Source organism: Rhizobium centroccidentale, assembly GCF_030182565.1.
GTDB lineage: Bacteria > Pseudomonadota > Alphaproteobacteria > Rhizobiales > Rhizobiaceae > Rhizobium.
In genome coordinates this window covers 1-14,987 of sequence record NZ_JAQJCG010000005.1, presented here as the reverse complement: position 1 = coordinate 14,987, position 14,987 = coordinate 1, and the positions used below count along the sequence as shown (strand labels likewise).

The following is a 14,987-nucleotide window of genomic DNA, read 5'->3' as shown; positions in this document are numbered from 1 at the left end:
TAGTGACGGGTTGAGATTCAGGCAATGACGCCGATCAATCGACCTGCGTCGTAGCCTGACGCTGGCGGCGATAGGACGAGAGAATCGATTCCTGCGTGAGGCCGTCGTTGCGAACCATGACGGCATCGAAAGCGAGATCGACATAAACTGTTTTGACCGGCACATTCTGATAGGCGGCGACAGCCGAACCCATCGATTGATCGTCGAGGCTTGCCAGCCGGGGCGTGAAATCCGGTCGCTCACGGGGAATCGGCCCGATTTGCGGCAGAACGATCATGACCGGCTCGGCGCCCTCGGCGGCAGGCATTGCGCCTCCGTTCCAGGTCATCGGCGGCGGATTGTTGCGCTTGTCGCCATTGTAGGCAGGCTTCGGCGCATCGGCGAAGGCCGTTGCCGAATAGGGCGACTGGCGTGGGACGGGTGCCATCGCCGGCGCGGCATCAACGCTGCGCACCTGGCGGCTGGGGCGCGTCGGTGTTGGGGTATACGAATCCGGCAGCTGATCGGCAGTCATCCGGCCGGCAGAGGCCACCATCACGCCAGTTGCGATCTGGCCCCCCGGGTTGATGCCGGGTAGACGCGACCCCTTCGGGATGTAGGAAGCCATCAGGTAGGGTTCGTCATGACCGTCCATGCGGGCGCGGCCGACATATTGCACGCGTACGTCGCCGGTGCCGCTGTGCTGAAGGTCGAGCAACTGTGCCGTCTTGTTCGAAAGGTCGATGATGCGGCCGGGATGGTATGGGCCGCGATCATTGACGCGAACGATGATGGAGGAGCCGGTCTCGACGTTGGTGACGCGGGCATAGCTCGGCAGCGGGAAAGTCGGATGGGCGGCGGTCAGCGACTGCTGGTCGTAAACTTCGCCGTTGGCGGTCAGACGGCCGTGAAAGGCCGAGCCATACCAAGAAGCGACGCCCACCTTGTTATAGCCGAAATCTTCCTTGGGATAATACCACTTGCCCTTCACCTGATAGGGATTCCCGACCATGAAGCGGCCGCCACCCTTCGGCACCGGGCCGTTATTGACGACGCGAGGACTCGCCTTCACGCCATATTCCTTCTCGGAGAAATATTCCTTGCCGTGCTGGCGCTTGCTGGGCGCTTTCTGCGTCGTTCCGCAGGCCGTGATGGTTGCGCACATCAGTGAGAGAGCAAACCAACGCATGGCCGTTGTGTATGTCACCGCACGATTTTCGAATGTCATCTGTCCCAAGCCGCTACTCATTACTTTGACGGAGGTCTGCCACCGGTAGTCCCTCGTTCCGGTATCCTGCTACGCTCCAATCACCTAACGGTGCTTTAATCATGATTGCAGTTTGTCCATTTTGCGATGCAAATTGAGCGCACCGAAGAATTTCCGAAGATCATGGTTAATGCCCAGTAAAGCGCTGCCGGCTGCAAGTAGTGTCGGTCACGACCGTCCCGCTCCGGTAATGACCTGTTTTACGGTCGCCATCAACCGTTCCGGATTGCCACAGATGCACTCGGTTTGTGATTGTGCTGGGATTTTGATGGACAGATTTGGAGCAGTTCTTTCAAGTGCTTGTATCAGGGCGCATCAGTAGAGTTCGTCCTGATAGACGTCGCCGACTCTGCCGCCCCGATAATGTGCTTCAGCTTGTCCGGGTTACGGGTGCAATAGATGGCGACAACTTTTTCCCGTTCGATCTGCAGCGCGGTGGTCTGCACGATGTTGTCGCCCTCTATCGTTACGAAGCCCGGCAAGCCGTCAATGACCGTATAGCGGATCAGGTGGGAGGGCTGTTCGCGAAAAATTCGCGTCAGCCGCTCATGAAGCTGCATGGTGGCGGAAAGCCCGATATGTGGTCGCTGCGATGTCGGCACCTTGCCGCCGCCGTCGGCATAGACAACGACATCTTCTGAAAGCAGGGCCTGAAGAGAGGCCATGTCTCCCGTTCTCGATGCCACAAAGAAGGCTGCGGCAAGCTTGAGGCCTTCTTCCTTGCCGACGGCGAAGCGCGGCCTTGCCTCGGTGACATGCGCCCTCGCCCGGCTGGCAAGTTTGCGACAGGCGACCGCCTCGCGACCGATCGCCAGGGAGACGTCGTCGAAATCCATGCCGAATACGTCATGCAGGAGAAAGGCGGCCCGCTCCAAAGGCGAAAGACGCTCCAGCGCCAGCATCAGCGGCATGGTTATATCGTCAGCGGCATCGCCGTCCTCCGGATCGAAGATCGGCTCGGGCAGCCAGGAACCCACATAGGATTCCCGGCGACGGCGCGCCGATTTCAGCTCGTTCAGACAAAGCCGGGTGACGATAGTCCGCAGGAATGCCGCCGGTTCGCGAACGGAAGCGCGATCGGCTGCCAGCCAGCGCAGCCAGCTATCCTGCACGATATCCTCGGCATCCGCGACCGATCCAAGCATTCTATAGGCAAGCCGGACAAGGCGCGGACGCAGCTCGGAGAAGATCGGGTCGGACAGCGCCTCACTCATGGGCTGCAAACTCGCGCGCAAATGGATTGGCGTCGCGGCCACGGGCGAACTGCAGCGCCGTCAGTGCCACCCGCCGGCCAAGATGGCGGGCTGTGGCGAGATCGGCTGCGGGCGGCGCAGTCTCCGGGCCTTCGTCCGTATTCGCCTGCGCTGCGGCGCCAAGCCAGAAGCCGAGGCGGTTCATGTCTTCTTCCGAGCCCGTCGAGGAGCAATTGGCCGGCGGCAGATCGAGACCGACCCAATGCATTCCATGCTGGGCTGCGAAGATCACCATCTGCATCAGCGTCGAAAGCTTGTCACCGGATCGCGACCCCGAGGTGGTGAAACCGGCCGCGATCTTGTCCCTCCACAAATAACCCCTCGCAAGAACGGTGTTCGACGTCGCCTCCTGGAATGCTTTGAATGGCGCAGAAACTGCGCCCATATAGGTCGGCGAGCCAAAGATGATCGCCTGCGCCGCATTGAGATCGCTCCAATGGTGCTCCACCTCGTCCACGGTCAACAGTATCGCCTCCGCGCCATCAACCTCTTCGACCCCTGCCCTGACGGCCTCGGCCTGCCGGCCGGTATGTCCGTAGCCGCTATGATACACGATTGCGATGCCCTGCCGGATCATTGTCATCTCCTTCGAAATTGGTTTTGCGAAGAACATGACAAGGCATGGGCGCGGATTGTGACGTGCCGCGATTTTACGGGAAGGAAAAAAATTGGGAAAGCCTATTGGCGGAAGAGGTGGGATTCGAACCCACGGTACGGTTTCCCGCACGCCGGTTTTCAAGACCGGTTCCTTAAACCACTCGGACACTCTTCCCAAGCAACTGAAAAGGCCTGAAAAATCCATGTAGTGCTGATTTTTCGAAACCGGGTGTGGCTACCGGTTTTCTGCCCAATCACTCGACGGCTGGCTTTTTAGCAGCTTTGGTCGCCGCGTCAACTTGTTCCACCGAACTCCCTTGCATTCTCGATATCGGCAGGAACGGCGATTGAGGAATATCGGTCGGGTCGGGTGGCGCTGTGGGAAATTGATGTCGTCAGCGTGCTAGAAAATAAAGTGGCCCGGCCGCTGGAAAGGGTCGGGCCACCTTCGCCAGGTCAGGGGTCAAATCTGACTGAAGCAGGCTATTAATAAGTCATACTTAGTTTTTGTCAATTGTCAGCGCGTCCGGCCAAGCACTCGATGTTCGGCGCCGTGTTGATGGCTTCGGCTATCCGGGATAGTTTCCTCCCATGACTTCTGACGATCATTCCCTGTCTCTTGGTATCGAACCCCTCGCCGGCCCTGCCCTCACCGCCTTTTTCAGCCGAGATGCCGTCGTGGTCGCGTCCGACCTGGTCGGGATGCGCTTCACGGTTGGGGAGGTGGGCGGTCGAATCGTCGAGACGGAGGCTTATAGGCCCGATGACGAGGCCTCTCATGCATATCGCGGCCCGACGCCGCGCAATGCGGCCATGTTCGGCCCGGCCGGCCATGTCTATGTCTACCGCTCCTACGGCATTCATTGGTGTCTGAATTTCGTTTGCACCAAAGGGAGCGCCGTGCTCATCCGGGCGATCGAGCCGGAAAACGGCATCGAAGACATGATCCGGCGGCGGGGACTGGCCGACATCGTCTCGCTGTGCAACGGGCCGGGCAAGCTTTCGCAGGCGCTTGCTATCGATATAAGCCTCGACGGCCGCTCGCTGGATGCGGCTCCATTTTCGTTGTCTCGGGCCGAACCGGTGCCGGTCGTTTCCGGCAAGCGCATCGGCATCACGAAGAATATCGATCCGCTATGGCGCTTCGGTGCTGCCGGCTCGCGCTTCGTCAGCCGCCGTTTCCCATGAGAGAGCAAAAAGCAAAGCGGCCGCCGGGGTGGCGCCCGGCGGCCATGAGCCGCGCAGTGAAACTGGAAAGGCTGCGCGACTATTCCATCGCGACGCTATGGTCGACCGCCGGCGGCGCCTTCGGTTTGCGCAAGAGCACCAGCAGCGGCATGGCGAAGATCGACATCAGCATCAGCAGCTTGAAGTCGTCGATATAGGCGATGATGGTCGCCTGCGTCGTGATCATGCCGTCAAGCGTGGCCCTGCCGACCGCCGTGAACGGGCTCACGCCCTGCGCGGCAGTGAGGTCGAAATAGCGGTTGAATGGCGTGACATAGGCGGCGATATTGGCATGGTTGACCTGCGTGTTCTCGGTAATCAGCATGGACACGACGGAAATGCCGACGCTGGAGCCGATGTTACGAGAGAGGTTGTAGAGACCCGTCCCCTCGCCGCGCATCTGCGCCGGCAGCGTCGCAAAAGCGATCGTGGTTAGCGGCACGAAGAGGAAGCCCAATCCTGCCCCCTGGACAAAGCCGACCGATATCAGCGTCCATTGCGACACATCCGGCGTCCAGCCCGTCATGTCGTACATAGCCCAGGCCGTCAGTGCGAGGCCGATGAACAATAGCCAGCGCGTGTCGACCTTGCCGATCAGGCGCCCCACAAGGAACATGCAGAACATGGTGCCGAGCCCGCGCGGTCCCATGACGATGCCGGCAGTCACGACCGGGTAGCCCATCAGCGTCTGCAGATAGGGCGTCATCAGCGCCAGCGAGGCCAAATAGGTCACGCCGACGATGAAGATGAACAGGATGCTGACGGCGAAGTTTTGGTCCATGAACAGGCGCGGATTGACGAAACTTCGCTCCGCCGTGAACATGTGCACGAGGAAGAGGTAAAAGGCGCTGACGCAGACGAGCGCCTCGATGATGATTTCGCTCGAATAGAACCAGTCGAGCTGCTCGCCGCGGTCGAGGAATAGCTGCAAGCCGGCAATCGCAATGGAGAGCATGCCGAAGCCGAACCAATCGAGCTTGGCGAGCGCATCGAGCTTCGTTTCCGTCACGTAGACGACGATGCCGAAGAATGCGAGCGCGCCGATCGGCACGTTGATGTAGAACACCCAGCGCCAACTGATATTGTCGGTCAGCCAGCCGCCGATGACGGGACCCAGCACCGGTCCGACCATGACCGAGACGCCGAACAGCGCCATGGCGCGGCCACGCTCCTCGACGCTGTAGATATCGAGCAGAATGCCTTGCGATAGCGGTACGAGCGCGGCGCCAAAGAGGCCCTGCAGCAGGCGGAAGCCGACGATCTGTATCAGCGATTCCGACAGGCCGCAGAGCACCGACGCGGCGACGAAGCCGGCGATTGCTACCAGCAGCACCCGCTTGCGGCCGAACTTTGCCGAAAGGAAGCCGGAAGGCGGCGTCATGATCGCCGCTGCGACGATGTAGGATGTCAGAACCCAGTTGATCTGGTCGGCGCTTGCGGAAACGTCGCCCTGGATATGCGGCAGGGCAACGTTGGCGATGGTGGTGTCCAGCGCCTGCATGATGACCGACAGGATAACGCAGGCGGTGATCGCGCCGCGATTGGCAACGGGCGCCGGGGGAGAGGCTGTGGCGGAGTTACTCATGATCCTGACCGCGGGCATGGCCCAGCAGGTTGGTAATGAAATCTGGCAGGCCGCGGGCATGGCCGGTATCGACATCGGCGACGACGCTCATTCCGACGCGCAGCGGAGGCTTGCCCGCCGTGTCGCCGATATTGATGATCATCGGTATGCGCTGAACGACCTTCACCCAGTTGCCGGTCGTGTTCTGTGCCGGCAGAAGCGAGAAGCTGGAGCCGGATGCCGGCGAAATGCTGGCGACCGTGCCCTTCCAGGTCACGCCCGGATAGGCGTCGACGGAGATATCGACCTTCTGGCCGGGTCGGACATAGGTGAGTTCGGTTTCCTTCGGGCTGGCATTGATCCACAGATGCGTGGTGGAAACCAGCGAGAATCCCGGCTGGGAGGCCGTCAGATAGGCGCCGACCTGCAGCGAGGGTACATTGGCGGTCACGCCGTCGAAGGGGGCTTTGACGACGGTATCGTCAAGTTCGCGCTGCGCATTGTCAACCGCAGCCTTCGCCTGCAGATAGAGCGGGTTCTGCTCCGGGGGCAGATCGGCAGTGCCTTCGCCGCCCAACTGGGCGAGAGTCGCGGCGGCTGTGGCCTTTGCGACCAATACTTTCTGCTGCGCGGCTTCGAGATTGTGTCTGGCCTGATCCAGGGCCGCCTTGGAAGCGACCGAATTGGTGATCAGGTTTTGCTGGCGGTCGAATTCCGTCTGATAATACGGGATGTCGGCCTGCGCCTGGGCAATTTCCGACAGGGATTGCTTGTAGCTCGCCTGCAGGTTCAAGATCTGGTTTCTGGCATTGCCGAGCTGCGCTTTCGCACCTTCGAGTGCGATCCGGAACGAATCGGGCTTGAGACGGAAGAGCACCTGCCCTTTCTTCACCACCTCGTTTTCATGCACATCGACCGAGATCACCGTGCCGGAAACATCGGTGGAAACGCCGACCATATCGGCCTGGATGTAGGCATTGTCCGTGGACATGATCTGGCCACCCGTGACGTAGTAGTAGCCACCGATGACGAGCGCGACCGGAAGCAGCGCAAACAGGACTGGTCGCGTCATGCTACGGCGCTTGCGCGGCATCTCCGAGGGCGCTGCCAGTGCGGCCGGCGCAGTCGTCGAAGGCTGGGGCGCCGGGTTGGAGGATGGAGCCTCGGCGACGGAAGCTTGATTTTGTTCGGAGGAGTTTGCGTTCGCGGGTACGCGGAGTGGGGAGGATGCTTCAGCCATGTTGTAACTCTTTGTCGACTGCCTTTGAACGGCAGGCGCTAACCAGGTTCGATTTCATAAGGGTAAGCAATTCATAGAGGCGCTCTTGATCTTCCTGAGAGGCGCCTTCGAGCGCTTCCCTGCGCGACTGTTCGCCGATGCTGCGCATGGCGTCCATCAACGGCCGGGCCTCTTCTCGCAGGTAGAGGAGCCAGCTGCGCCGATCATTCGGATGCTGTCGGCGCTCCACCAGCCCCCGTTCGGTGAGCTTGTCCAGGATACGCACCAGCGTGATCGGCTCGATTTCCAGAATTTCGGCCAGTCCGGCCTGATGGATACCTTCATTGTTTGCAAGGTAGGCAAGGGTCTGCCACTGCGAGCGCGTCAGACCCAAATCCTTCGCACGCTGCTCGAATCTCTTCCGAAGCAGTCGCGCAACGTCATGGAGGAGAAAACCAACGGTGGGGGTTGAAGTCATTGTATTGGGAGCCTGCTATTCATAAGCAACCTTATAATTGTTGTTACGTATAGTAAGCGCCCATGTGATACAAGGGGGGTGGCTGTTCAACAAATGGCGATAGTCAACATGTCGCAGGGAGTGTCGCAAAGATGTCGCAGCAAGATTCGGTTGTAGTGCAACGCACGTATCCTGCAATTCCTGGGCGCACGCGCTTGCAGTCGTTACCAATTGAAAAGGCGCGGACGAAACGCCCGCGCCTTTTCGGCAGTTTCGCAGATGTGGTGGCTCGTGGGGATCGCCCGCCGGTCGAGAGTTCGTCCTGCCTAGCGTCGGCTCAGAAGGCCGACCAGATAGCCGATGCCGGCTGCGGCAGCGACCATGAAAATCGGCTCTTCACGAACCCTCTCGCGCAACTGCTCTGTGATCTCCTGGGCTTCCTCCGCAACGACAGATTTCGCCCCCTGCCCCACAGCCGCCACGCTTTGCGACAGCTTTGCCAGATCTTCGCGTAGCGCTGCGACCTGGGCGGCAAGATCCTCCATTGCCGTTTCCGTCTGTGCTCGCGCCGAAGACGACTGAGTAGAGGCTGATTTGGTCTCTGCCATCGTATGCTCCTTTGTTTCCGCATTGCTTAGAACGCTACCGCTTCTCAAAGGTTCCGGCATGGCTGCAGCTCATTAGGTGATTTCCCCACTGGCTCTTCAATTCCGGTTCGGATTGTTCTAAGGAACTCCGATTGTTTCGCCTGCGGGCGAAGACTTGATGATGACGAGGTTTGCTTTCCGATGTTCGACGTGCTGAGAAAAATCGCCCAGACCTGGGTTGCCAAGGGCTTGTTGCTTCTTCTTGCGGCAGCCTTCGGCGTGTGGGGTGTCGAGCGGTCCCTCATCACCGGCGGCAGCAGCAATACAGTTGTCACGGTCGGCGATCAGCATATCGATACCAACGAGTTCCGCCTCGCCTATCGCCGCCAAATCCAGGCGATCAGCCAGCAGCTGCGCATGCAGATCACGCCCGAGCAGGCTCGCGCTTTCGGGATCGGACAGCAGACGGTAGCGCAGCTCGTCGCCGGCGCTTCGCTCGATCAGCTTGCCGCCGACATGAATCTCGGCCTCTCGCAAGACCGCCTAGCCAAGCTCATCGGCGACGATCCGGCCTTCAAGGCTGCGAACGGCGCCTTTGACCGTCAAAAATTCGATACGCTTCTGCGCAACAGCAACATATCGCCCGATGATTATATCAAGGAGCGCAGCAAGGTCGCGATCCGTGGCCAGATCGTTGAGGCTGTCTCGAACGGCTTTGTCGCCCCGGCGGTTCTTGCCGATGCGGTCAAGCAATATCACAACGAGACCCGCAGCATCGATTATCTGCTGTTGACCAACGCCAATATCGATCCCGTCAAGGCGCCGGCCGACGACGTACTGCAGAAGTGGTTCGACGGTGTGAAGTCGAAATATCGCGCGCCTGAATACCGCAAGTTCGCTTTTGTGAAGTTGCAGGCCGAGGATATCGCCGATACTGCCAGTGTTACGGATGACGAAGTGCACGCGCAGTTTGACAAGCGCAAGGACAGCTTCACCACGCCGGCAACGCGCACCATCGAGCAGCTGACCTTCGCCAACAAGGATCTCGCCAATGCGGCCGCCGATGCGCTGAAGACGGGAACCACCTTCGATCAGCTCGTCTCCGACCAGGGCAAAAAGCCGTCCGACGTGCTGCTTGGCACCTTCAACAAGGATCAGGTTCCGGACAAGTCCGTTGCCGAGGCAGCCTTCGCCGTCTCCAAGGAAGGCGGCATCACGCCCGTCGTGGACGGTTCGTTCGGTCCGGTCATCCTCCGTGTGACCAATGTGAAGAACGAAACGGCCAAGAATTTCGACGAGGTCAAGGAAGATATTCGCAAGCAGATCGCGCTCGGCAATGCTGCCAATGAAATCACCAGTGTCCACGACAAGTTCGAAGACTTGCGCGGCTCCGGCGCATCGCTGCAAGAGGCGGCTTCGCAGCTCAAGCTGAAGCTTGTCACCATCGATGCGATCGATCAGACCGGCCTCGATCAGAACGGCAATGAGATCAAGGATCTGCCGGCTCGCCAGCAGCTGATCTCGGAAGTCTTCAAGGCCGATCAGGGCGGTAATCCGGCTCCGCTGGCGGTCGGCAATGATGGTTATATCTGGTACGACGTGACGAACATCACGCCCGATCACGATCGCCCGCTTGCGGAGGTGCGGGAAAAGGCCGTCGCCGATTGGACCGCCGAACAGCAGAAGATTGCACTGGCCGCCAAGGCAGCCGAGCTGAAGCAGGCGGCGCAGAAGGGCAAGTCGCTTGCCGATATCGCAGCGCCGCTTGGCATCGCCGTTGAAAGCAAGACCGGCATCACGCGTTCGACGGATGATCCGGTTCTGGGCCGCGGCGGCATCGCTGCCGCCTTCTCCGGTCCCGTCGATACGGCCGCAAACGCCGTCGGCGCCGATGACACGACGCAGATCCTGCTCAAGGTCACCGATGTCAACGACAATCCGACAACGGATGCTCTCAGCAACGACGATCAGCAGGTGGCCCAGATCGCCAACGCCGCGGGCGATGACATCCTCGACCAGATGGTCAGCCAGCTGCAGTCCAAATATGCCGTCACGGTCAACCAGAGCCTCGCCGAACAGGCGATGTCCCGCTAGACCCATACGGGAGGATGGATCGTCAATGACAGAATTGAAGCCTTTCCTCGCCAAGGTTGCCAATCGCGAGGCGCTGACGCGGGACGAAGCCCGGCAGGCTTTCGAAATCCTGATGTCGGGCGAGGCCACGCCGTCGCAGATCGGTGCATTTCTCATGGCGTTGCGCGTGCGCGGCGAGACGGTGGATGAAATCGTCGGCGCCGTGACGACCATGCGCGCCAAGATGCTGCCGGTGGAGGCGCCTGCCGATGCGATCGATATCGTCGGCACCGGCGGCGATGGCTTTGGCACATACAATATCTCAACGCTGGCGGCGTTTATCGTTGCCGGCGCGGGCGTGCCCGTCGCCAAGCACGGCAATCGTGCCCAAAGTTCCAAGGCCGGCACCGCCGACACGCAATCCGTGCTGGGCATCAAGCTCGATATCGGACCGGAGACGATTGCCCGCTGCATTCGGGAAGCCGGTATCGGCTTCATGTTCGCGCAGCTGCATCATTCCTCCATGCGCCATGTCGGCCCCTCGCGCGTCGAACTCGGCACGCGCACGATTTTCAATCTCCTTGGTCCGCTGTCCAATCCTGCCGGCGCTCGTCGCCAGCTGCTGGGCGTCTTTGCGCCACAATGGGTATTGCCGCTGGCCGAGGTGCTGAAGGATCTCAACGCGGAAAGCGTCTGGGTGGTGCACGGCGACGGTCTGGACGAGATCACGACGACCGGCAAGACCTCCGTCGCGGCCCTGGAAAACGGCAACATCCGCAGCTTCGAGCTGACACCATCAGATTTCGGCCTGCAGCATGCCGACCTTGCCGATCTCAAGGGTGGCGACGGCGTTGCGAACGCTGCAGCTCTTCGTGCAGTGCTGAGCGGCGAAAAGAACGCCTATCGCGATATCGCCCTTGCCAACGCGGCCGCCTCTCTGGTCATTGCCGGCAAGGCTGAAACGCTGCATGATGGCATGAAACTCGCGGCCCATTCGCTCGATAGCGGCGCCACCGCCGTTGCGTTGGAAAAGCTTATCGCCGTTTCCAACGAGGAAGAACAGGACTAGGACGTCATGACCGATATCCTTCAAAAGATTGAGGCCTACAAGCGCGAAGAGATCGCCGCCGCCAAGGCCAGGCTTTCCCTTGCCGACCTCAAGGCGATGCAGGCCGGGCAATCCGCGCCGCGCGGTTTCCATAAGGCGCTGCTCGCTAAAAAGGATGCCGGCGCTTTCGGCCTGATTGCCGAAATCAAGAAGGCAAGCCCATCCAAGGGTCTGATCCGCCCCGATTTCGACCCGCCTGCCCTCGCCAAGGCCTACGAAGCCGGTGGTGCCGCCTGCCTTTCGGTGTTGACCGATACGCCAAGTTTCCAGGGCGCTCCGGAATTCCTGACGGCTGGCCGCGCGGCCTGCTCGCTGCCGGCGTTGCGCAAGGACTTCATGTTCGACACCTATCAGGTACAGGAAGCTCGCGCGTGGGGTGCCGATTGCATCCTCCTCATCATGGCCTCGCTTTCGGACGACGATGCCGAGCGTCTCCAGGATGAAGCGTTCAGCCTCGGCATGGACGTGCTGGTGGAGGTGCACGATGCTGAAGAGATGGATCGTGCGCTAAAACTCTCCTCTCCGCTGATCGGCATCAACAACCGCAATCTGCGCACGTTCGAAGTCAGTTTGACGGTTAGCGAGAACCTGGCATCCATGGTGCCGGATGATCGGCTGTTGGTCGGCGAAAGCGGCGTCTTTACCCATGCCGACTGCAAGCGCCTCGAGGCCGTCGGCATCAGCACCTTCCTTGTCGGCGAAAGCCTCATGCGCAAGGACGATGTGACGGCGGCAACCAAACTGCTGCTGAACGGCGAAACCGGCATTCTGGCGGCCGAGTGAAATGAGCACCGAGAAGGCCGGTCTTACGCATATCGACGCGTCGGGCGAAGCTCATATGGTCGATGTTGGCGACAAGGCCGAGACGGCCCGCAGCGCCACGGCTACCGGCTACGTCAGGATGAAGCCGGAGACCCTGGCGCTGATCCGCGATGGCAACGCCAAGAAGGGCGATGTCATCGGCACGGCGCGGCTTGCCGGCATCATGGCTGCGAAGCAGACCAGCAATCTCATCCCGCTTTGCCATCCGCTTATGCTAACGAAGGTTGCCGTCGATATCGCAGAGGATGCCGCCCTGCCCGGCCTGCGTGTCACCGCGACGGCAAAGCTCACCGGCCGCACGGGAGTCGAGATGGAAGCGCTGACGGCGGTTTCCGTCGCTTGTCTGACGATCTATGACATGGCCAAGGCCGCCGACCGTGGTATGGAAATCGGCGGTATCACTCTATTGGAGAAGTCCGGCGGCAAGTCGGGGGATTTCCGCCATTCGGGGGCCTGACACATGAGCCTGTTGCCTGTTGCTGAAGCGCAAGCGCGCCTTTTGGACAGTGCCGCGCCGATTCATCGTATTGAAAGCGTTCCGCTCGATATGGCCGAAGGCCGGGTTCTGGCCCGGGATCTGACCGCCCGCCTGACACAACCGCCTTTCGATGCCTCGGCGATGGATGGCTATGCGCTGCGCTTCGATGATGCGGCACTGCCGGGTTCTGAGCTGCAGGTCATCGGCGCCTCGGCTGCCGGCCATGCCTTCGAAGGAACCGTCGGCAAGGGCGAAGCGGTTCGCATCTTCACCGGCGCGCCCGTTCCGGCCGGTGCCGATTCGGTGCTTTTGCAGGAGGACGCCGAGCGCTTGGAGGGTGATCGCATCCGCACGACCTACCCCTTGCGCAAGGGGCAGCACATACGCCCGCGCGGACAGGATTTCCTGGAAGCCGAATCGGTGCTTCCCGCCGGCACCGTCATGGATTTTTCCCGCCTTACGGTCGCCGCGGCCATGAACCATCCGGCATTGGATGTCTACCGGCGGCCGCTGGTCGCCATTCTGGCGACCGGCGACGAACTCGTGGCACCCGGCAATGAACCGGGGCCATCGCAAATCATCGCGTCCAACACGTTCGGCATCGCTGCACTGGCCCGCAATGCAGGCGCGCATGTGCTTGATCTAGGCATCGTCGCCGACGACAGCGACGAGATTACTGCGGCCATCGGCCGTGCGCAGGTGGCCAAGGCCGATATCATCGTCACGCTCGGCGGCGCCTCGGTCGGCGATCATGATCTTGTGCAGGCAACGATGATCACTGCAGGCATGAAGCTGGATTTCTGGCGCATCGCCATGCGCCCCGGCAAACCGCTGATGGTCGGTAGCCTCGGTGACATGCATGTCCTCGGCCTTCCCGGCAATCCCGTTTCCAGCCTCGTCTGCGGCCTGCTTTTTCTCGAGCCGTTGATAAGAAAGCTCGCATCCCTGCCCCCGGTGAAACGCGATGGTATCGCGCGCGCCGCCGTGGCCTTTGCCGCGAACGATCAGCGACAGGATTATGTGCGTGCAACACTAACGAAAGCTGCCGACGGCGGTTGGCTCGCCGAGCCCTTCTCGAAGCAGGATTCGTCGATGATGAAGGTCTTTTCGCGCGCTGACTGCCTGGTCGTCCGCCCGCCGCATGCGCCCGGGCTTGAAGTGGGGGCGATCACTCAGGTGATACTCCTGCGTCCGGATTTGCTGATCTAGAGCGTTTCCGATTTTATCTGAATCGGAGGGATTCCGTTTTTGGGTGTTTTGTGATTCAAGATGCTGGCTGGAGTGGAGGCCAGCATCGAATGACTCGACCTCTTTCAAATGATCTTCGCAAACGTGTTGTCGATGCGATCGAGGCCGGCGAGAGCTGTCGGTCGGTGGCGGCGCGGTTCGGTATTGCAGTGTCTTCAGCGGTAAAATGGTCTCAGCGGTATCGTTCGAGCGGCTCTGTCGCGCCCGGGAAGATGGGCGGTCACCGCAAGCGTGTTCTGGAGCCATACCGGGCGTTTATCGCGGAGCGGATCAGCCAGACGCCGCATCTGTCACTGCATGGGTTGAAGGAAGAGCTGGCCGCACGAGGGGTAAAGGTATCTCATGACACCGTGTGGCAATTCCTGCGGCGCGAGGGGCTGCGGTTCAAAAAAAACACTGTTCGCCCTTGAGCAGGCACGTGCCGACATCGCGCGGCGACGACAGCGTTGGCGGTCCTGGCAGACCGGTCTTGATCCAAGGCGTCTGGTCTTCATCGATGAAACCTGGATCAAGACCAACATGGCGCCGCTCCGAGGCTGGGGACAGAAGGGCAAACGCCTGCGCAGCTTTGCCCCGCACGGCCATTGGCGCACCCTGACCTTCCTCGGCGCGCTGCGTTGCGATCGGCTTGCCGCACCCTGCGTCTTCGATGGACCGATCAATGGCCAGTGCTTCCGAGCCTATGTCGAACAGCAACTCCTACCCGTGCTCAAACCTGGCGACATCGTCGTGATGGATAATCTCGGCTCTCACAAATCAGTCGCCATCCGGCAGATGATCCGCGATGCTGGTGCACGGCTCTGGTACCTGCCGCCTTATTCTCCTGACCTCAATCCCATCGAGCAGGCCTTCGCCAAAATCAAGCACTGGATGCGCCTGGCTCAGAAGCGAACCATCGATGACACCTGGCGCTACATCGGACACCTCGTCACAACCATCGAGCCTAGCGAATGCAGAAACTACTTCGCCAACGCCGGTTATGCTTCCGTCAAAACCTGAAACGCTCTAGCGAGACCTGTGCGCGGGTAGGCTTTCTGCTTGAATTTGCTGTATTTCCTCGGATGGGAAGCGTATCGCAGGCGTCGGCATACGCGGCTTGGAACACGAT

The 14,987-nt window shown here is 60.6% G+C and carries 14 protein-coding genes and 1 tRNA gene; 7 read left to right on the top strand and 8 right to left on the bottom strand.

Features of this window, described 5'->3' with window-relative positions; genetic code table 11:
- Positions 1-34: 34 nt before the first annotated feature.
- The 4 genes from PH562_RS08520 to PH562_RS08505 form a co-directional block, all read right to left on the bottom strand.
- Positions 35-1,207 carry a septal ring lytic transglycosylase RlpA family protein gene (locus PH562_RS08520; protein ID WP_483315334.1) on the bottom strand — a complete coding sequence of 391 codons (1,173 nt, stop codon included), beginning with the start codon at positions 1,205-1,207 and terminating at the stop codon, positions 35-37.
- Between the two features lie 344 nt (positions 1,208-1,551).
- A complete protein-coding gene (locus PH562_RS08515) occupies positions 1,552-2,460 on the bottom strand; it encodes a sigma-70 family RNA polymerase sigma factor (protein ID WP_285172659.1) in 909 nt (302 codons plus the stop codon).
- A complete protein-coding gene (locus tag PH562_RS08510; protein ID WP_285172658.1) occupies positions 2,453-3,076 on the bottom strand; it encodes a flavodoxin family protein in 624 nt (207 codons plus the stop codon). Before PH562_RS08510 ends, PH562_RS08515 begins: the two co-directional genes overlap by 8 nt.
- 105 nt (positions 3,077-3,181) lie before the next feature.
- Positions 3,182-3,271 (bottom strand) — tRNA-Ser (locus PH562_RS08505).
- A gap of 416 nt (positions 3,272-3,687) precedes the next feature.
- On the opposite strand from PH562_RS08505, the gene PH562_RS08500 reads away from it, so the two are divergent.
- A complete protein-coding gene (locus PH562_RS08500; RefSeq protein ID WP_113229862.1) occupies positions 3,688-4,284 on the top strand; it encodes a DNA-3-methyladenine glycosylase in 597 nt (198 codons plus the stop codon).
- Between the two features lie 79 nt (positions 4,285-4,363).
- Here the strand turns inward: PH562_RS08500 and PH562_RS08495 are convergent, their stop codons facing one another.
- From PH562_RS08495 to PH562_RS08480, 4 genes are all read right to left on the bottom strand, one after another.
- Entirely contained in the window at positions 4,364-5,908 is a 1,545-nt protein-coding gene (locus tag PH562_RS08495) for a DHA2 family efflux MFS transporter permease subunit (protein ID WP_113229861.1), read from the bottom strand.
- Positions 5,901-6,998: an HlyD family secretion protein gene (locus tag PH562_RS08490; RefSeq protein ID WP_285172828.1), complete on the bottom strand. Its 1,098-nt coding sequence runs from the start codon at positions 6,996-6,998 to the stop codon at positions 5,901-5,903. Before PH562_RS08490 ends, PH562_RS08495 begins: the two co-directional genes overlap by 8 nt.
- A 121-nt stretch (positions 6,999-7,119) precedes the next feature.
- Positions 7,120-7,584: a MarR family winged helix-turn-helix transcriptional regulator gene (locus PH562_RS08485; RefSeq protein ID WP_113229859.1), complete on the bottom strand. Its 465-nt coding sequence runs from the start codon at positions 7,582-7,584 to the stop codon at positions 7,120-7,122.
- A gap of 305 nt (positions 7,585-7,889) precedes the next feature.
- On the bottom strand, positions 7,890-8,171 hold the full coding sequence (locus tag PH562_RS08480) for a hypothetical protein (protein ID WP_113229858.1): 282 nt from the start codon (positions 8,169-8,171) through the stop codon (positions 7,890-7,892).
- A 180-nt stretch (positions 8,172-8,351) separates the two neighbouring features.
- Between PH562_RS08480 and PH562_RS08475 the strand changes: the two genes are divergently transcribed.
- From PH562_RS08475 to PH562_RS08450, 6 genes are all read left to right on the top strand, one after another.
- Positions 8,352-10,244 (top strand): peptidylprolyl isomerase, encoded by a 1,893-nt coding sequence (locus PH562_RS08475; RefSeq protein WP_285172657.1) that lies wholly within the window; start codon positions 8,352-8,354, stop codon positions 10,242-10,244.
- A gap of 25 nt (positions 10,245-10,269) precedes the next feature.
- Positions 10,270-11,292 (top strand): anthranilate phosphoribosyltransferase, encoded by a 1,023-nt coding sequence (trpD, locus tag PH562_RS08470; RefSeq protein WP_285172656.1) that lies wholly within the window; start codon positions 10,270-10,272, stop codon positions 11,290-11,292.
- A 6-nt stretch (positions 11,293-11,298) separates the two neighbouring features.
- Entirely contained in the window at positions 11,299-12,114 is an 816-nt protein-coding gene (gene trpC / locus PH562_RS08465) for an indole-3-glycerol phosphate synthase TrpC (protein WP_285172655.1), read from the top strand.
- Position 12,115: 1 nt separating this feature from the next.
- Complete coding sequence (moaC, locus tag PH562_RS08460; protein ID WP_285172654.1) at positions 12,116-12,610, top strand: cyclic pyranopterin monophosphate synthase MoaC; 495 nt, start codon at positions 12,116-12,118, stop codon at positions 12,608-12,610.
- A 3-nt stretch (positions 12,611-12,613) separates the two neighbouring features.
- Positions 12,614-13,840 carry a molybdopterin molybdotransferase MoeA gene (locus tag PH562_RS08455; RefSeq protein ID WP_285172653.1) on the top strand — a complete coding sequence of 409 codons (1,227 nt, stop codon included), beginning with the start codon at positions 12,614-12,616 and terminating at the stop codon, positions 13,838-13,840.
- A gap of 89 nt (positions 13,841-13,929) precedes the next feature.
- Positions 13,930-14,878, top strand: a protein-coding gene (locus PH562_RS08450; protein ID WP_113233774.1) for an IS630 family transposase whose coding sequence is annotated in 2 segments (ribosomal slippage) — positions 13,930-14,265 and positions 14,267-14,878 — 948 coding nt in all. Because the reading frame shifts where the segments join, the coding sequence is not laid out codon by codon here.
- The last annotated feature ends 109 nt before the right edge of the window (positions 14,879-14,987 follow it).